Source organism: Nostoc sp. PCC 9305, from assembly GCF_963920915.1.
In the GTDB taxonomy this organism is placed as follows: Bacteria; Cyanobacteriota; Cyanobacteriia; order Cyanobacteriales; family Nostocaceae; genus Nostoc.
Genome location: NZ_CAWUDN010000017.1, coordinates 1 through 16,435 on the forward strand (window position 1 = coordinate 1; position 16,435 = coordinate 16,435).

At 42.8% G+C, this 16,435-nt stretch carries 9 protein-coding genes; 6 read left to right on the forward strand and 3 right to left on the reverse strand.

Translation table 11 applies throughout. The annotated features are described in order from the left end of the window. Nucleotides 1-424: WD40 repeat domain-containing protein (locus ACM0OX_RS08840; RefSeq protein ID WP_414514546.1), on the forward strand; the 424-nt coding region annotated here is incomplete at its 5' end. A 246-nt stretch (nt 425-670) separates the two neighbouring features. Here ACM0OX_RS08840 and ACM0OX_RS08845 read toward each other — a convergent pair. Beyond that, the gene (locus tag ACM0OX_RS08845) at nt 671-1,771 is read right to left on the reverse strand and encodes an aromatic ring-hydroxylating oxygenase subunit alpha (protein WP_414514547.1); all 1,101 of its coding nucleotides are present in this window, start codon (nt 1,769-1,771) and stop codon (nt 671-673) included. Between the two features lie 25 nt (nt 1,772-1,796). Beyond that, on the reverse strand, nt 1,797-2,525 hold the full coding sequence (locus ACM0OX_RS08850) for a DUF3865 domain-containing protein (RefSeq protein ID WP_414514548.1): 729 nt from the start codon (nt 2,523-2,525) through the stop codon (nt 1,797-1,799). 670 nt (nt 2,526-3,195) lie between these two features. Here ACM0OX_RS08850 and ACM0OX_RS08855 point away from each other — a divergent pair. Together ACM0OX_RS08855 and ACM0OX_RS08860 are read left to right on the forward strand one after the other, a co-directional pair. Further along, entirely contained in the window at nt 3,196-5,418 is a 2,223-nt protein-coding gene (locus ACM0OX_RS08855; RefSeq protein WP_414514549.1) for a sensor histidine kinase, read from the forward strand. Between the two features lie 311 nt (nt 5,419-5,729). Continuing rightward, entirely contained in the window at nt 5,730-6,056 is a 327-nt protein-coding gene (locus ACM0OX_RS08860; RefSeq protein ID WP_414514550.1) for an anti-sigma factor antagonist, read from the forward strand. Nucleotides 6,057-6,106: 50 nt separating this feature from the next. Here ACM0OX_RS08860 and ACM0OX_RS08865 read toward each other — a convergent pair whose 3' ends face one another. Then, nucleotides 6,107-7,441 carry a phthiocerol/phthiodiolone dimycocerosyl transferase family protein gene (locus ACM0OX_RS08865; protein WP_414514551.1) on the reverse strand — a complete coding sequence of 445 codons (1,335 nt, stop codon included), beginning with the start codon at nt 7,439-7,441 and terminating at the stop codon, nt 6,107-6,109. Nucleotides 7,442-8,333: 892 nt separating this feature from the next. On the opposite strand from ACM0OX_RS08865, the gene ACM0OX_RS08870 reads away from it, so the two are divergent. The 3 genes from ACM0OX_RS08870 (at nt 8,334) to ACM0OX_RS08880 (ending at nt 16,412) form a co-directional block, all read left to right on the forward strand. After that, nucleotides 8,334-13,172 (forward strand): CHAT domain-containing protein, encoded by a 4,839-nt coding sequence (locus tag ACM0OX_RS08870; RefSeq protein WP_414514552.1) that lies wholly within the window; start codon nt 8,334-8,336, stop codon nt 13,170-13,172. 82 nt (nt 13,173-13,254) lie between these two features. Continuing rightward, nucleotides 13,255-13,992 (forward strand): DUF928 domain-containing protein, encoded by a 738-nt coding sequence (locus tag ACM0OX_RS08875; protein ID WP_414514553.1) that lies wholly within the window; start codon nt 13,255-13,257, stop codon nt 13,990-13,992. A 191-nt stretch (nt 13,993-14,183) separates the two neighbouring features. Continuing rightward, nucleotides 14,184-16,412, forward strand: a complete 2,229-nt coding sequence (locus ACM0OX_RS08880; protein ID WP_414514554.1) for a CHASE2 domain-containing protein — start codon at nt 14,184-14,186, stop codon at nt 16,410-16,412. Nucleotides 16,413-16,435: the final 23 nt, after the last annotated feature.

Sequence of the window (16,435 nt, forward strand, 5' to 3'; positions counted from 1 at the left end):
GACAGTGCGCTTGTGGGATATTCACGGCAACCCCATTGGTCAACCTTGGCGCGGGCATGAGTATTGGGTAAATTCCGCAGCTTTTAGCCCTGATGGTAAATTGATTGCCAGTGGTAGTCTTGATGGAACAGTCCGCTTGTGGCAATGTGGGTGGCAAGAATGGTTGCAAGTTTGCTGCAACAGGTTACATTATCATCCCGTCTTTCAAAATCCTGAGAATGGCAGTGATGTAGAAATTGCCCACCAAACTTGTCAAAAATATGTATGGAATCCACAATGCCCTAAACAGTTGAACAACCAAGGTGCAGCAAAGCTAGCTTTTTCAGCAGCTTTGGAGGACTTTAACCAAGCAGTTCAACTTAATTTCACATCGCACTGGAAACATCGTCTTGCTTGGCAATCAGTACCCACGGATAAACAATAACTCGGGCTACGGTTTGTTTAACTGTACTAGCGGGTTGACTAGGGGTGATTTTGGTTGTTCAAATTTGAACTGTTTTGGTATCGATCGCGTAGCTGGTTGTGGTTTGAAGCAAAACATGAGAAAAATTCTGAAGCATAAGCTCGACTTTATCCATTTTTGTGAAACCCAGAACCTAATGCGCTTGCGCGATCAACTTGGGGTCTTGTATCAAGATGAAGACTAAATAGACTATTTTAGAGATGTCTATTAAGGTTGGTAGTACTTCGACAAAGCTTGATGGAAGTGAGAAATTCCATATTCAATATCTGCAAGCTGAAGTACACCATAAGCTTTGGAATGAACGCTTGCTTGTAGCGATCGCACCACTCCAAAGTCTTCATTTAACACCCGCTCAAATTCAGGTCGAAATTCATCCTGTTTATAAGGAAATGCTTCAATCTGTGCTTTTGTTTGATAAATAAAAACCTCAAACTTAGTTCTTGTGGGAGATAAAGGAGTCAGCCGAAAAACTGAAACTTTGTCTCTTGCAGTATTCACCATCATATTAGGAAAGATGAAGCCCTGATACGATTGTCCCCTTGGTTCTCCTGAAAAAGCGGGGTGATCTTTGACAAATTCATCATCTGTAAAGGGAACAAATATCTGATAGTGTCGCCCAGTTGGAGTGTAAATAATATTCTTCGGATCGAAACACTTTAAACTTTGGGCATGAACAACTGACAAGTGATAACACTCTAGATAATTCTCAATGGGAAATTTCCAATTGGCTGGCTCTTCATAAAACCAACGATCGACCTGCTGAAGTTCCTGCCAAGAATGCTTATATTGCTCTAAATAGGCTGAGAATCCGGCTAAATAACTGACTAACGATTCGCCTTCTGCTTCTGAGCAAACAAAGATAAAGCCGCCCCATGTCTCTACTCGTCCCTTAGCTAGATAGACAGCCGACTTATCTAAATTGGGAAAACACTCAGCACGAGGTAAACCTTTAAGATTGCCTTCATAATTGAAGTTCCAACCATGATACGGACAACGCACCCGTTGACAATGACCCTGCCCTTGTAATATCTGCGCTCCGCGATGCGGACAAACATTGTGCATTGCTTGCAATTCACCATTATTATCGCGAATCACGAACATGGGCTGATCGCCAACTTGGCAAGTTAAATAATCCCCAGGATTAGGTAGATCGGATTCACGTCCTACAAACTGCCAGGTGTTACGCCAGATAGTTTGCTGCTCGTAAGCAAAAATTTGCTCGCTAAAGTAGTAATCACCGGGTAGTCCAAATTTTGCTTGATTGGTACTAGAAGTGCGATCGAGAAATGAAGGATAGATCGAGATCATATTGTTAAATTCTATTTAATCAGTGCTATTGAGCGATCGCTGTACTCAGAACAACCCCAGATGAGATTGCCTCTTGCGCTAATTCCTGCCACCAAGCTTCCATCGCATCGATCGTTGCCCGAAACCCTGCTGCAAACTCTCCAAATTGTTCGGGTTGTATATATATTGCCAGAGATGTTCTCAAGCCTGCTTCATGTTCGAGTTCCCACTCGTTTAAATGCTTACTGAAGAAATATTCCAAATCTTTGGGCATTGCTCCTTCTAGCAACCAATCTAGAAGTTGCACGATTAGAGTTAACTCAGGAATTGAGGTTGCCTCGATCGCATAGGTTGCCCCCAGCACATTAGGTAGGGGTTGCTCAAATATCGATTGCACGGTTCTTAACAATTTGGATGTAGCAACTGACGGCATTGTATTTTTCACAGCAACACCTAATCCTTGTTCTAACCCTTCAGCTAAAAGCGTGTAATGAGAGATTCCTTGTGTACTTTTGCCCATCTCTTCAGCAATGTTTTCTTTGAGTTCTTGGGCTACAATGTCCCATTCTGCTACCAGCGCTTTCTGTCTTGCTAACTCTGTGAAACCCACCAACTCCTTTGGAAAAATCGAATATTGCTGCATGATATAAGCAATCTGAGCAAAGCAAGCTTTGCTCAGCATTTGTGCAACAGGATTTTTTGTAATACTAAATGCCAGGTAATCCTGAGCGAGCAGTTGATTCAGCTGCTGAGTTAGGCGATCGAATGTGTTCACAATTTTAGTCCTTTCAAGAGTTGAAGTAGTTTCGGTCGATTTGTCTCAAAAGTTGGTGTGAATATAAAAAAGGTGATACTAGCGGCAATATCAAAACCAAGCAAAATTGATACGTAAAATTAATACGCATTTCACTGGGCTGATTACCAAGTATTTCTGAATACAGGCAAGGCAAAATTGATACTCAGTTACTTGATTACCAAAGATTTCTGAATACCGATATCAGGCCTGAACTTGCAAACAGTTAATTTATGAAGTTTTTGGCATTCTTAATTGCCAGATTTGGTTTTTGGAATCCACAAACCTTAAGTTTTATTACTAGAAATATTAAATCATTATAAACATCAATACTTCATTAAGATTATTAAAGTAATGTTTCGATACTGAAACATTCTTCAAGTGGCATTATTAAAGTAAACTTAATTACTAAATATTAATACTTAGTAGATCGCATTCAATATCCCAAATAGCGGGACACAAATGTATTTATCTTGCTCGCAGAAGTAAGGAAGGAGCTTGATTGAGGATAAAGTTTGGGAAGATGAAGCACAAATTATCTGAAAAATAGTATAAATACAACTAAGTGATTTTTCTGGTATTTGATAGTATGAAGTTTGTGATGGGTAATCTAGGTTAAGCCAAGACCTGCGCGAACCAAGATTTACCACTCATGAAGATACATCCGTCTAGCAAAGTCCGTGCATTTTCATTACAGCTTGTTCTGATCGTTCCTTTCGTATTGCAAGTTTTTGCCATCGTGGGACTGGTTGGGTATCTGTCGTTTAAAAATGGCGAGAAAGCGGTGAACGATCTTGCGGATCAGTTGATGGAACGAACCAGTGGTGAAGTCAATCAACATTTAGATGCTTACCTGTCGATTCCCCATAAAGTTATCCAGTTAAATGCGGATGCAATTCGCATGGGATTGCTGAATGTGCGCGATCGCCTCAAGGTTGGCAAGTATTTCTGGCACGAAATGCAAGCCTATGACCTAACTTTTATCAGCTTGAACCTAGCAACTGGGGAAGGGACTGGAGCCGGCCGTTACGATGGTAAAACGGTGACAATCGATGATAATGCAATCAAAACTCCAAGTCTGCCGAAAAATACGAAAACTTACTTAACAGATAATGATGGCAACCCAACCAAAGTGATGACGACTAGTACTTGGGATACCGTCAATGAACTTGCCTATACTGAACCTGTGAAAGCCGGTAAACCTATTTGGGTTCGCATTTATACTTATTACGATCCTGCTTATCCCCCCTATATTGTGGCATCGGCAGGTCGTCCGATTTATGATGCCAGCAAAAAACTGATTGGTGTTGTAGGGGCTGAAATTCACCTGTTGAAACTCAGTGAATTTTTACAAAAATTAAATGTCAGCCGCTTCGGACAAGTTTTTATTATGGAGCGTGATGGTATGTTGGTTGCCAATTCTGCTCGAGAAAAGCCTTTTACCGTAGTCAATAACGAAATTAAACGCCTGAAAGCGATCGACAGCCCCAATCCGGCGGTACAAAACATTGCCAAGCAGCTTCAGCAGCGCATTCCAAATTTCCAGTCGATTACCAATACCCAAAAACTGAAAGTTAATGTTCAAGGGGAAAATTTCTACGTGCATGTTGTACCTTGGCGAGACCAATATGGTTTGGACTGGTTGGTAGTAGTTGGTATTCCCGAAAAAACTTACATGGCGCAAATCCATGCCAACACCCAAATTAGTATTCTGTTGTGTTTTGGGGCGCTGATAGTAGCAACAACGATTGGCGTATTTACCTCACGCTGGATTGCCCATCCTATCTTGCGCTTGAATCAGACTACCCAGGCAATAGCATTTGGTGATTTACAACAGACACTCGAAGAGGGGAATATCGATGAACTCAACACTCTTGCTCACTCTTTTAATCACATGGCAAAGCAATTGCGCGAATCCTTTATTGCTTTAGAAAATAGTAATGCAGAACTAGAAGCGCGAGTCGAACAACGGACTGTTGAACTGAAAACAGCCTTGAGTGAATTGCAACGTACTCAAGCACAAGTAGTTCAAAGTGAAAAAATGTCTAGTCTGGGTCAACTTGTAGCAGGTATTGCCCATGAAATCAATAACCCAGTCAACTTTATTCACGGCAATCTTACTCACTTGGATGAATATACTGAAAACTTGTTACAGATGATTTCTCTCTACCAAGAACGCTATTCTAGTCATGACCCAGAAATTCAAGCATTAGCAGAGGAAATCGATCTAGAATTTCTCATTGAAGATTTACAAAAGATACTGCCTTCAATGAAAATGGGGACTGAAAGAATTCGTAATATTGTGCTATCGCTGCGGAATTTTTCGCGTATGGATGAAGCGGAATTTAAGAGAGTTGATATTCATGAAGGCATCGAAAGTACGCTCTTGATTCTGCAACACCGCCTTAAAGATAAACCAGATCGTCCAGCCATTGAAGTTATTAAAGATTATGGCAACTTGCCGCAAGCGGAATGCTATCCTGGTCAACTCAACCAAGTATTGATGAATATTTTGGTAAATGCAATCGATGCCCTTGATGAAGCAGACATCAAGCGCACTTCTCAACAGATACAAGAAAATCCCAGTCAAATTACTATCCGCACTTCTGTAGTTGATTCACAATCAATAGAAATTGCGATCGCTGATAACGCACAAGGAATGCCAGAATCGGTTCAAAGCCGGATCTTCGATCCATTTTTTACTACCAAACCTGTAGGCAAAGGAACAGGTATGGGTATGGCAATCAGCTACCAAATCATTACGGAAAAGCATGGTGGGAAATTGCTATGTTTTTCTAGCCTTGGGGAAGGCACTAATTTCATAATTCAAGTGCCTATCCGCCAACAAGCTCCTGAATGCGTCGTCAAAGTATAGACTGTAGGACTTACGCACGGGTAACGGAAAACGAACCACAGAGGGCGCAGAGTTCACGGAGGAATGAGAGTTTGAGAGGGTTTTTGCGTAAGTCCTAGACTGTTAAGAGTTCCCTGCCTCTGTGTCTACACAGCGATGGGAGCTTTTTTGATGGAAGTCCCTTACGCGTAGGCATAGCCCAAAGTAGGCATCACCTACTCAAAAATTATGTTTCCAACGCCAATTTTAAGTATAATTTCTTGTTGATAAATTGTCTCCGACCTTAAAATTTCACGAATAGCTTCAAATAAACAAGCATAGAGGAAAAAGTTATGGCTTTCAGCGTCACACTAGAGATCGGCAATGATGTTGCTAAAATCACTTTGTCTGGAGAATTAGATGCAATGACTGCACCCATTTTCAAGACAGAGGTAGAGAAAGCAGCAGCTGAGAATCCAAAACACCTCGTGTTGTTGATGCAAGACTTAGAATATATGGCCAGTGCGGGTCTGCGGGTACTCATTTTTGCTAAACACACAATAGATGCTAATGCAAATATTTACATAGTTGCTCCACAAGAAATGGTCTTGGATACACTCAAAAAAACTGGACTTGACCAAAGCCTACTTATAGTTGATGAATATGATGCTGCTTTCTGAAAAACTCAACTAGTCACTACCAGAAAAACAAATTTACGCTGGCAGTAAATCTAATCTGCACAAGCATCAACTAGGTAGACAATAGCATCGTCTGCAAGTGCCGCGATCGTTTCTTGACTGAGTGAAGGCTCAGAAAATATAAAATTCAAAAACATATTTTTCTTGAACCTTAATGCCTCAATCACAAAAACACCTGGAAACACCGATGCTGAAGCTACAGCATTAATTTCTTCGAGTTCAAATACCCCATAACGATCGGAAATGTTAACTAAACCAAGCTTAGTGACTCCAACAGTAGCCAGTACTTGATTTAGGAGCATCCCCTTCGTTGCCACTGCCAGTCCAGATGCTAGCATCATACTAAATAGATCGTTGCGCTGGATATTCGTAGCGATTTTTTGTTTCACATCGCGTGCTAAATCCCAAAAGGACATACTTGGTTTTAGGGTGTGAAATGTAACAGTGGATGAAGCTAAAGACCCCATCTGCTCATCACTAATTATTGGTTGGATGCGGCGACGCAGGTCTGCAAATGACTGACAATTCAAATAGATATCTCGCTTTTTTCCACCTGTTATTTTATTCGCGGCTGCAAGCATCATCGCAGCACACAAAGCACTCTGTTCGCTCGCTTTCTCCTTTCTGTAAACTTCATTAAACCGTTGGGTGAAAGTTTCATCAAGCTGGCGATAAACCACGTTAGCACGACGTAATTCCGGTGTTTGATACTGCTCAAAACCTAAAGTTTCGGGACGATGGGCGACATATTGGCTGACAAGCCGCAACAAACAATCGATCGTATTTACTACACCACTGTATCCTTGCATTGAGGGAGGGAAAAGCTTTGGCAAGGCAGGCAGTACAGGTAAACGCACTACTGCTTCGACAGGTTCGCCTGTTGCTATCTTTTGACAGTACGTCAAGATATCTGCTTGCAGTCGGATGCAGAATGTGCCATCTGCAACACCATGATGTAAGGTGACAATCAAAAAGCTGACTGTTGATTCCTTGGGTTCGCCGACAGGCTGAACCAATACAGCACGCATGAGATATTTGTCGCTTTCAATTTTTTGATTTAGTTCTTGCAAAACAATATTTTGCCACTGATTATCATCGTGGCTATGTACTAGTTGCAACGGGATCGTCACGCCTCCCTCTTCAAAGCGTGGGGAATCGGTAGAACCAACGATCCGACAATTTAGACGTGGGTGGCGACGTTGGGTCAAGTCAATTGCCTGTCTGACAATGGCTGCACTCAGGGGCCCTCTAATACGGTTAATGACGACGTTAGTTAATGCGCCCCCAAGCTGATTTGCAATTTCAAACACGCGTTCGTCAGGAGAGAGTATTCTATTTACATTCAAAGTGGAAGAATTTATCTGCATTATAAATTACTCAAATACAATGTTAATATGTGGGCAATTGAGTGGTTAAATAGTTCAACCAACGACTGAGAGCGATCGCCTCATCAACTGTTCCTAAAACGCGATCCTTACTTTTGAACTAGAAATTATATTATTGGTTAAATAGTCTTCTATATTTCTGCCTAGAGACCATTTATCAAGTAAATCTTTAGATTAGGGAACTCCAAGAAATAAATTATCCAATATTGTGGGGTGGGCATCTTGCCCGCCCTGTAGACTGGGCGGGCGAGACGCCCACCCCACAAGAGTTAATTGAATATTTTTTTATTTGGAAGTCCCTTACAAGACGACGCAGTATGTATTCGTGAGAGGTTAAGGTCGAGCCTCTTAAAATGATTTGTTCTTTAATAGATAGTTTTGGTTTACGACCTCCTCATATAACAATAATTCTCACTTTTTTCAATTCTAATAAAGCTTGTTTTTCATGATACAATCACTGTGTCTTTAAGATTAATTGTTGTAATTGTTCATACTCCAAACTAATCAAAGGCTTTGTTTTTTAGGATTGTCTTTAATATAATTCAGTATGTCGCTCATATTTCTGTGTAAAAAAAGGTCTATAATCTTCTTCTATCACAAAATGATACTATTTTAGAGATATCTACTATTTGGACTTTGGACAAAAAGAAGATAGTTCGCAAGTGTTCTTTCCCCTCTGCTCGCTACGAGGCAAAGTTTGTGTGGCGCACCACTAGAATTATGGCGATCGCACATAGCAGTAACGCTGAAGATGATGGCTTTTATTTCCAAGTGAATTATCAACTTTAAGCTTGGGGAATTGGCAGTGAACAGAAAAAATCAAAAGTCAAAACGAAATAGTAGGTTGGCAAGGCAGTACATTGGCAAGGCAGTTGTGCACTTCTTCTTACAGCGTCTTTGCCAGCAGAAGCAACTGGTGTTTAAAAATCAGGATGCTTCATTGCCGATCGTGCTTACCCTATGTTTATGGTTAGGGAACATTGCTGCCAAACCCGTACTTGGACAATCCATTGTTCCAGCTAATGATGGGACAGGGACAGTTGTCACTCAAGAGGGAAATCGCATTGATATCCAAGGGGGTCAGCTTTCTGGCGATCGGGCGAACCTATTTCACAGCTTGGAGAAATTTGGACTCAATCAAGAGCAGATTGCCAATTTTCTCTCGAATCCCGATATTCATAATATTCTCACACGAGTTGTCGGCGGAGATCCTTCAACCATTAATGGACTGATTCAGGTAACTGGAGGAAATTCCAACTTATTCATCATGAATCCAGCCGGAGTCATCTTTGGGCCGAATGCCCAAATTAACCTTCCGGCTGACTTTACGGTAACGACTGCTACAGCAATTGGCTTTGATAATCGCCTTTGGTTTAATGCAGTCGGTAAAAATAATTACTCAAATTTAAATGGCAATCCCTCTGCGTTTGCCTTTGATTTCGCCAATCCTGGGACTATTATCAATGCTGGTAGTTTGTCAGTTTTAGAAAAACACAATCTGACTTTAATTGGTGGCAGTATCATCAATACGGCTACATTGAGCGCACCCGGCGGAAATATTACTATTGCAGCAGTACCGGGGACAAACCTGATTCGGATCTCTCAAGCGGGAAACCTGCTGAGTTTAGAGCTAGAACTGCCAAGAAATACAACAAAGCAACAGCTAGCAATTAACCCTCTGGATTTGCCAACGCTGTTAACCCAAGGGGCTAAGGGACTAAATCTTGGTGCGATCGCAAATTTAGATGCGGGTACAGTGCAGTTAACACGATCTGGTACAACTATCCCAACTGCCGCAGGAACTACGATCGCTTCTGGAACCCTAGATGTTTCCAATACAGGAGTTATGCAGACAGGTGGTACAGTAAACGTCTTGGGCGATCGCGTCGGATTGATTGGTGCTAACATTAATGCCTCTGGCACAGCTGGTGGCGGCATCGTTCGGATTGGGGGAGATTATAAAGGTCAAGGTATCTTGCCCAATGCCTTACAGACGTTTGTTAGCAGCGATTCGGTAATTAATGCTAACGCGCTGCTAAACGGTGATGGCGGTCGGGCGATCGTTTGGTCAGATAATAATACTCAGTTCTTTGGTAAGATCGACGCCATTGGGGGGCTTAATACTGGGAATGGCGGGTTAGTAGAAGTATCTAGCAAAGGATTGCTCTTATTTCAAGGCTTGGTTGATTTGCGTTCGCCTGCGGGTGAAGTCGGCACGCTCTTGCTAGATCCGACTGATATCACCATCAGCAGCGCGATGGATACAGCTAGTATGACCTTCGGTAAGGGGATATTTGCTGACACCACCACAACCTCTTCTAATCTCAACTCGACTACGCTACAAAATCAACTAGCTTTGAGTAATGTTACTGTTTCGACAACATCGGGTTTGGCTGGTAAAGGAGATATTACAGTCAGCAATCCGATCTCATGGAGCAGTGGTTCTGACTTGAAATTAGCTGCCGATCGCAATATCAACATCAATGCCAACATCGGTACAACGGCTGCTGGCAATGCAAATCTAACGCTAGAAGCTAATAACAGTATTTTTATCAACTCAAATGCCAAGCTAACAGCCAGTGGCGCAGGGAAGTTGGATGTCACCCTCAATGCAGATCGAGACGGTATCAATGGAGGAGCGATCGCCCTCAAAAGCGGTGCTGCGATCGATTCTAATGGAGGCAATATAGTTCTGGGCGGTAGTAGTAACCCCTTAAACGAGCCGGCACAAGGAACAGCAGCAAATCCCATTGGAGTCAGCCTTAATGGAGCTACTCTCAATTCTGGTACTGGCAATATTTCGATTAAAGGTCAGGGAAACTACGCTGATGCTAACGAGCAGAAAGGCGTTTGGCTGAATAATAGCAGCATCATGGCTGGAAATGGAGATATCAGCTTAACTGGCATAGGCTACGGGAATGGAAACAACAACAACGGGATTCAGCTTAACAATAGCCTGGTGAGTTCCACTGGCACTGGCAGGATTAGACTCCAAGGTACTAGTAACGCCAGGGGAGGTAGGGACAACGACGGCATTGAAGTAAACAGTAGCATCATCACCGCGACTAAAACGGGGACAATTAATCTAGAGGGGATTGCCGGAGTCGGAACTGATATTAGTGAGGGGATATATATCGGTCGCAATTCCAGAGTTCGTTCAGCCAATGGAAATATCAGCCTCATGGGTACTGGCGGTAATGGAGAGGGAAATCGTAACTTCGGTATTTTACTGGAAGACGGCGCAGAGATGGAATCGACGGGAACAGGAAATATAACCTTAGAAGGCGCTAGTAGTAACAGTACAGAAGGAATTAGCATTAAGAACAGTTCCATTAACCCCACTGGAACAGGTAGTGGTACGATCGCCCTCACTGCTGATGAAATGAACTTCCTTGGCTCCACCCAAATCAAAGGTACTGGTATCCTTCAGTTGCAGCCTCGTACTCCTAGCTTAGACATTACCTTGGGTGGCAACATTAACGATGCCCGATTAAATCTAAATGCCAGTAAATTAAACACCTGGCAAAATGGCTTTTCTCAAATATTTATCGGGCGGGATAACAGCAGCGGTGCAATTACGTTGGCTGGTGATCTGACTTTCAATGACCCGGTTACTTTGCGATCGCCCTTTGGCTCAGGTTCCATCAACACTAGTGGATTTCAACTCACTGGAGCTGACAATACCACCCTGAACCTGCAAGCCAACCAAAACATTACTACTGGCGATGTAGTAAATCAAGGTCGAGAGATTAGAATAACCAGCACCAGTGGCAATATCAATACTAATGCGGGAACTCTCAACACTAGTTCTACAAATGGGAATGGGGGAGCGATCGCTCTAGAAAGCGGCGGCGGTGACATCTCCACGGGCAACCTGAACAGTTCAGGAGTTAATGGTGGTGCTATCATCGCCAAAGCTGCCACCAATATTACCACTGGCGCAATTAATTCCAGCAGTAGTTTCGGCAACGGTGGCAATGTCACCCTTGACTCCAGCCGTGACATTCAAACTACCCAGATTAACGCCCAAGGTGGGAAAAACGGTAGAGGTGGTGACATAGATATCACCGCTAGACAATTTTTCCGAGTAACAGACACCTTCACCGACAGCAACAGCGGTCTGGCTAGCATTTCCAGCCTTGGCGGTAACAGTGGCGGAGACATCACGATCCGGCATGGAGGAGGCAGCTTAAATCCGTTTCAGATTGGCAATGCCTCGGTAAATGGTACAGCTGGTGCGATCGTTGGTGGGAAAATTTCTATCATCCCCCCTCCACCTCCAACTGAGACTCCACTTGTTAAATTTAATCCTGTCGATGTCAGCAATCCTTTTCCTCTTACCCAGCAACCAGAAGTAAGCTTCGCCTCCACACAAGCAACTGACACCAACATGCCAGAACTGGAGGAAGTCTTCACCAAGACCTTTGAGAACCATTTGGGCATCAGTAATGTCCGCATCAAAACCTTAAAAGAAGCCCAGGCTATATTGCGCCGAATTGAACAAGCCACTGGCGTTAAACCTGCCCTGATTTATGTCTTGTTTCAACCCCAAACCGAGCAAGACTCCAAATCTCAACAAGACGAAACTGCCAAGCAACCGAAACCTATCTGGGAATTCCATTCTCAAAGTTTGGAGCAGCGCCGACAGCAAGTACAATCCACTCAGCAACAAGCTCAAGATAACTACCAGCTCGAACTAGTGATGGTCACTTCCTCTGGAACACCAATCAGACGGCAGATTAAGGGAGCGACACGAGAGCAAGTCCTCAAAAACGCTCAAGAATTCCAAGCAGCTATCACTAACATTCAACGCTCTCCCCCTTACCTGCCTTTGGCTCAAAAGCTCTATAACTGGCTGCTTGAACCTTTGGAGAAGGATTTACAAGCTCAAAAAATTACGAATCTCAGCTTTTTGATGGACGCAGGTTTACGCTCCCTGCCGATCGCCGCCCTGCATGACGGGCGAGGGTTTATTGTGGAAAGATACAGCGTTGGTCTCATGCCCAGCCTATCACTGACTGACACTCGCTATGCAGATGTGAGAAATCAGCAAGTCTTAGCAATGGGAGCCAATCGCTTCCCCGATCAAAAGCCCTTACCAGCAGCTTCAGTAGAGTTATCTTTAATCGTCAGTCAATTGTGGACTGGCAAATCTTTCCTCAACGAAAACTTCACCGTGGAAAAGCTCAAACAAGCCCGCGCTCTACAGACCTTTGGTATTGTCCATTTCTCTACCCATGCCAACTTTCAGCCTGGTAATATCAATAAATCCTATATTGAGTTTTGGTATAGCAAATTACTAATTAGCCAATTGCGGCAGTTGAAGTTAAGTCAGCCACCAGTGGAACTATTGGTTTTGAGTGCCTGTCGTACAGCACTAGGGAACCCAGAAGCGGAGTTGGGATTTGCAGGTTTGGCGGTGTTAGCAGGAGTGAAATCAGCGATGGGCAGTCTATGGTCTGTCAACGATGAAAGCACAATGGGACTAATGACAAGTTTCTACGAGAAATTGAAAGAAACTCCGATTAAAGCCGAGGCTCTGCGGCAAGCACAGGTAGCGATGCTCAAGGGTCAGGTGCGACTAGAGAAGGGTCGGTTGGTAACAGCGAGTAAGAGTTTTCCTTTACCGCCGGAGTTAAGAGAGATAGGAGATAAAGAATTTGCTCATCCCTACTATTGGAGCGGTTTCACGATCGTTGGCAATCCCTGGTAAGGGAGCGTATTTTTCAGATACTTCTGAAAAAACTGATTTACTGTTTTAAAGATTTACGTCCAACAAAGTCCTTACGCGGATCATGAATTTACCAAAATCTTTTCTGTTTTTAGCGATCCTTGTTAGCGCACTTTCTCCCACCATTGTCACTTTTGCTAGCTTGCCATCACGGCGATCGCCATCTGACTTCGAGCGGAAAGTCAGTCTCAAATTCCCACCTGTAGATGACCGAGGAGCGCCCTCTCAAACATTGGGTGGAGGAACGCGTGGCTCTTCTTGTATCGATGGGAGCGGAATACCGATAACGCCTTTGATGCCGTCAAAAAATAATTTTGGGAAAACGGTTGCAGCCAATCCAACACTATATTGGTACATTCCTCAAAATACTGCCCAATCTGGAGAATTGGCTTTGACAGATGAAGCCGGAAATCAGGTTTATCTGACAACCTTTAAACTACCTAGCACTCCTGGGATCGTTAAACTGGAATTACCAGCAAATGTTTCTCTCCAAGTTGGCAAGTACTATCGATGGTACTTCACGATGATTTGCGATTTTCAAGATCGCGCTCAGGATCAATTTGTCAAAGGATCGCTCCAGCGTACCGAAGTAAGTTCATCCCTGAAGAGTCAGCTAGCTGGGGCAGGACTTCTAGAACAGGCAAAAATTTATGCAGAGTCTCAAATTTGGCAGGAAGCACTGAATACCGTTGCTCAATTGCGCCGCGAGAAGCCAACTGAATGGGAAGAACTTTTACAATCAGTCGGTTTAGGGGCGATCGCCAAAGAACCTTTCCTTGACTGCTGCACGAGCGATCGCTAACCTCTGTACAGCTTCGTAATTCATAATTCGTAATTCGTAATTCGTAATTCGTAATTCGTAATTAAGTTTTGTAATGGGGATTTAACCTCAACACAGAACTTGCCGATTATAGAACCGGGGGACTTAAACCCACGGAACTTGTTAAAACGGCTACTTTGCTAACCTGAAAAATTAATTTTGGTGCAAAAAAGATGATGTGGAGAAAGTGGAAAAAGCTACTGTGGCAATGGCGCGGTGTTTTGATTACTACTCCTAGTGTGGCTGGTGTAGTCATCTTATTACGCTTTGCTGGTTTAATGCAGCCTTGGGAGTTGGAGGCTTTCGATGGATATATGCGTCTGCGACCCCAAGAAGCACCCGACGATCGGATTGTCATTGTCGGGGTAAATCTTGCAGACATGAAAAAAATTCGTCAGCCAATCGTTCCAGATGGTCTGTATGCTCAATTGTTGCAAAAATTAAAAGCCAGGAAACCACGAGCTATTGGTTTAGATATCTACCGCGATTTACCTGTAGAACCAGGACATCAAGAATTAACCAAAGTATTTGCATCTACCCCCAATTTAGTCGGGATTCAAAGAGTGGTAGGGGATAACCAACGCGAACCAATTGACCCGCCACCAGCACTCAAAGATAAAGGGCAAGTAGGTGCAAATGATTTGGTTTTAGATCCAGATAAAAAGGTAAGACGCAGTTTGCTCTACTTAACAGATAAAAATGGGGAAACTATTTACAGTTTTGCATTATATTTAGCTTTACTTTATCTTGATGCCGAAGGTATTGCACCCCAAACTTCTGGACAGACAAAAAATTGGCAGTTAGGAAAGACAAGATTTATCCCCTTTGCCGCTAATGATGGTGGCTATGTGCGAGCTGATGACCGTGGCTACCAAATTTTAATTAATTACAGGGGGCCAGCCAGGCGCTTTTCTACAGTCACGATGACAGATATTTTGGAAGACAAAGTACCACCAGAATGGGGACGCGATCGCATTATTTTGATTGGTAACGTCAGCGAGAGTTTTGAGGATTTATTCTTCACTCCCTATAGTAGTGGTTTGTTAACTTCCCCAGAACCTATGCCTGGGGTAGAGATTCACGCGAATATGGCGAGTCAAATTATCAGTGCAGCTACAGCAGGTCGCCCACTAATTAAAAGTTGGTCGCAACCAATAGAAATAGGATGGATTTTTCTGTGGTCTTTTGTGGGTGCAAGTCTAACTTGGCAATGGCGATATGCAGGCGGGATAAAATTTTTATCCCTCCAAAAAATAACTAGCCCAATTTTGGCAGCAGGTTTGCTATTAGCTACTACATATACAGCCTTTATCGCCAGTTGGTGGATACCTGTAGTACCACCATTATTAGCTCTGTTGGGATCTGCGATCGCCATTACAGTCTACATCGCCCGTACTGCTGGAGAAATTCGTTATACATTTGGGCGTTACTTAAGCAAAGAAGTAGTCACCACCTTATTAGAAAGCCCAAAAGGTTTACAGCTTGGGGGCGAACGGCGCAAAATCACCATACTCGTCTCCGATTTAAGAGGATTTACCAGTATTTCTGAACAATTACCCCCGGAAAAGGTTGTTCAAGTTCTCAACTTTTATTTATCATCAATGGCAGATATCATTACCCAATATCAAGGAACCATTGATGAATTTACAGGTGATGGTATTTTAGTGTTGTTTGGTGCGCCTACTGTCAAAGAAGACGACACTACAAGGGCTATTGCTTGTGCGATCGCTATGCAGTTAGCAATGATCAGTATAAATGAAAAGATGCAGCAGTGGAATCTGCCGCCATTAGAAATGGGAATAGCTATCAACACAGGCGAAGTTGTTGTTGGAAATATTGGCTCTTATATCCGAACCAAATATGGTGTAGTCGGTAGCCAGGTGAATCTCACCTATCGTATTGAATCCTATACAATTGGAGGACAGATTGTTATTTCAGAATCGACATTTAGAGAAGTAGAGTCAATTGTTAAAGTCGGCGGACAAAAGCAAGTACAAGTAAAAGGAATTAAACTACCGATAAATATTTATGAAGTTAGGGGGATTATTGGAGAATACAATCTCTTTCTAACTCAAGAAGAAGAAAGATTACTAGCCTTAGCTGAAGCAATACCAATAGAATATACAATTCTAGATGAAAAACACATTGCAAAAAACCTTTTTCAAGGCAGTTTAGTTAAACTTTCCACCAAGGGAGCTGAGGTACGTCCCAAGGATATAGAAAAGGATATTATCCCTTCTTTTTTCAGTAATATTAAATTAGTTTTATCACCAAATTCTCCAAAAGAATTAACCGTTGATATTTATGCCAAAGTTTTAGAAAAACCAATAGAAGATGGGGTATTTTATATCTGCTTTACTACTACAAGTTCTGAAATAAAATTAATTCTTAGTAAGATTTAAGTAGGTGGGCGTAAATATTTATC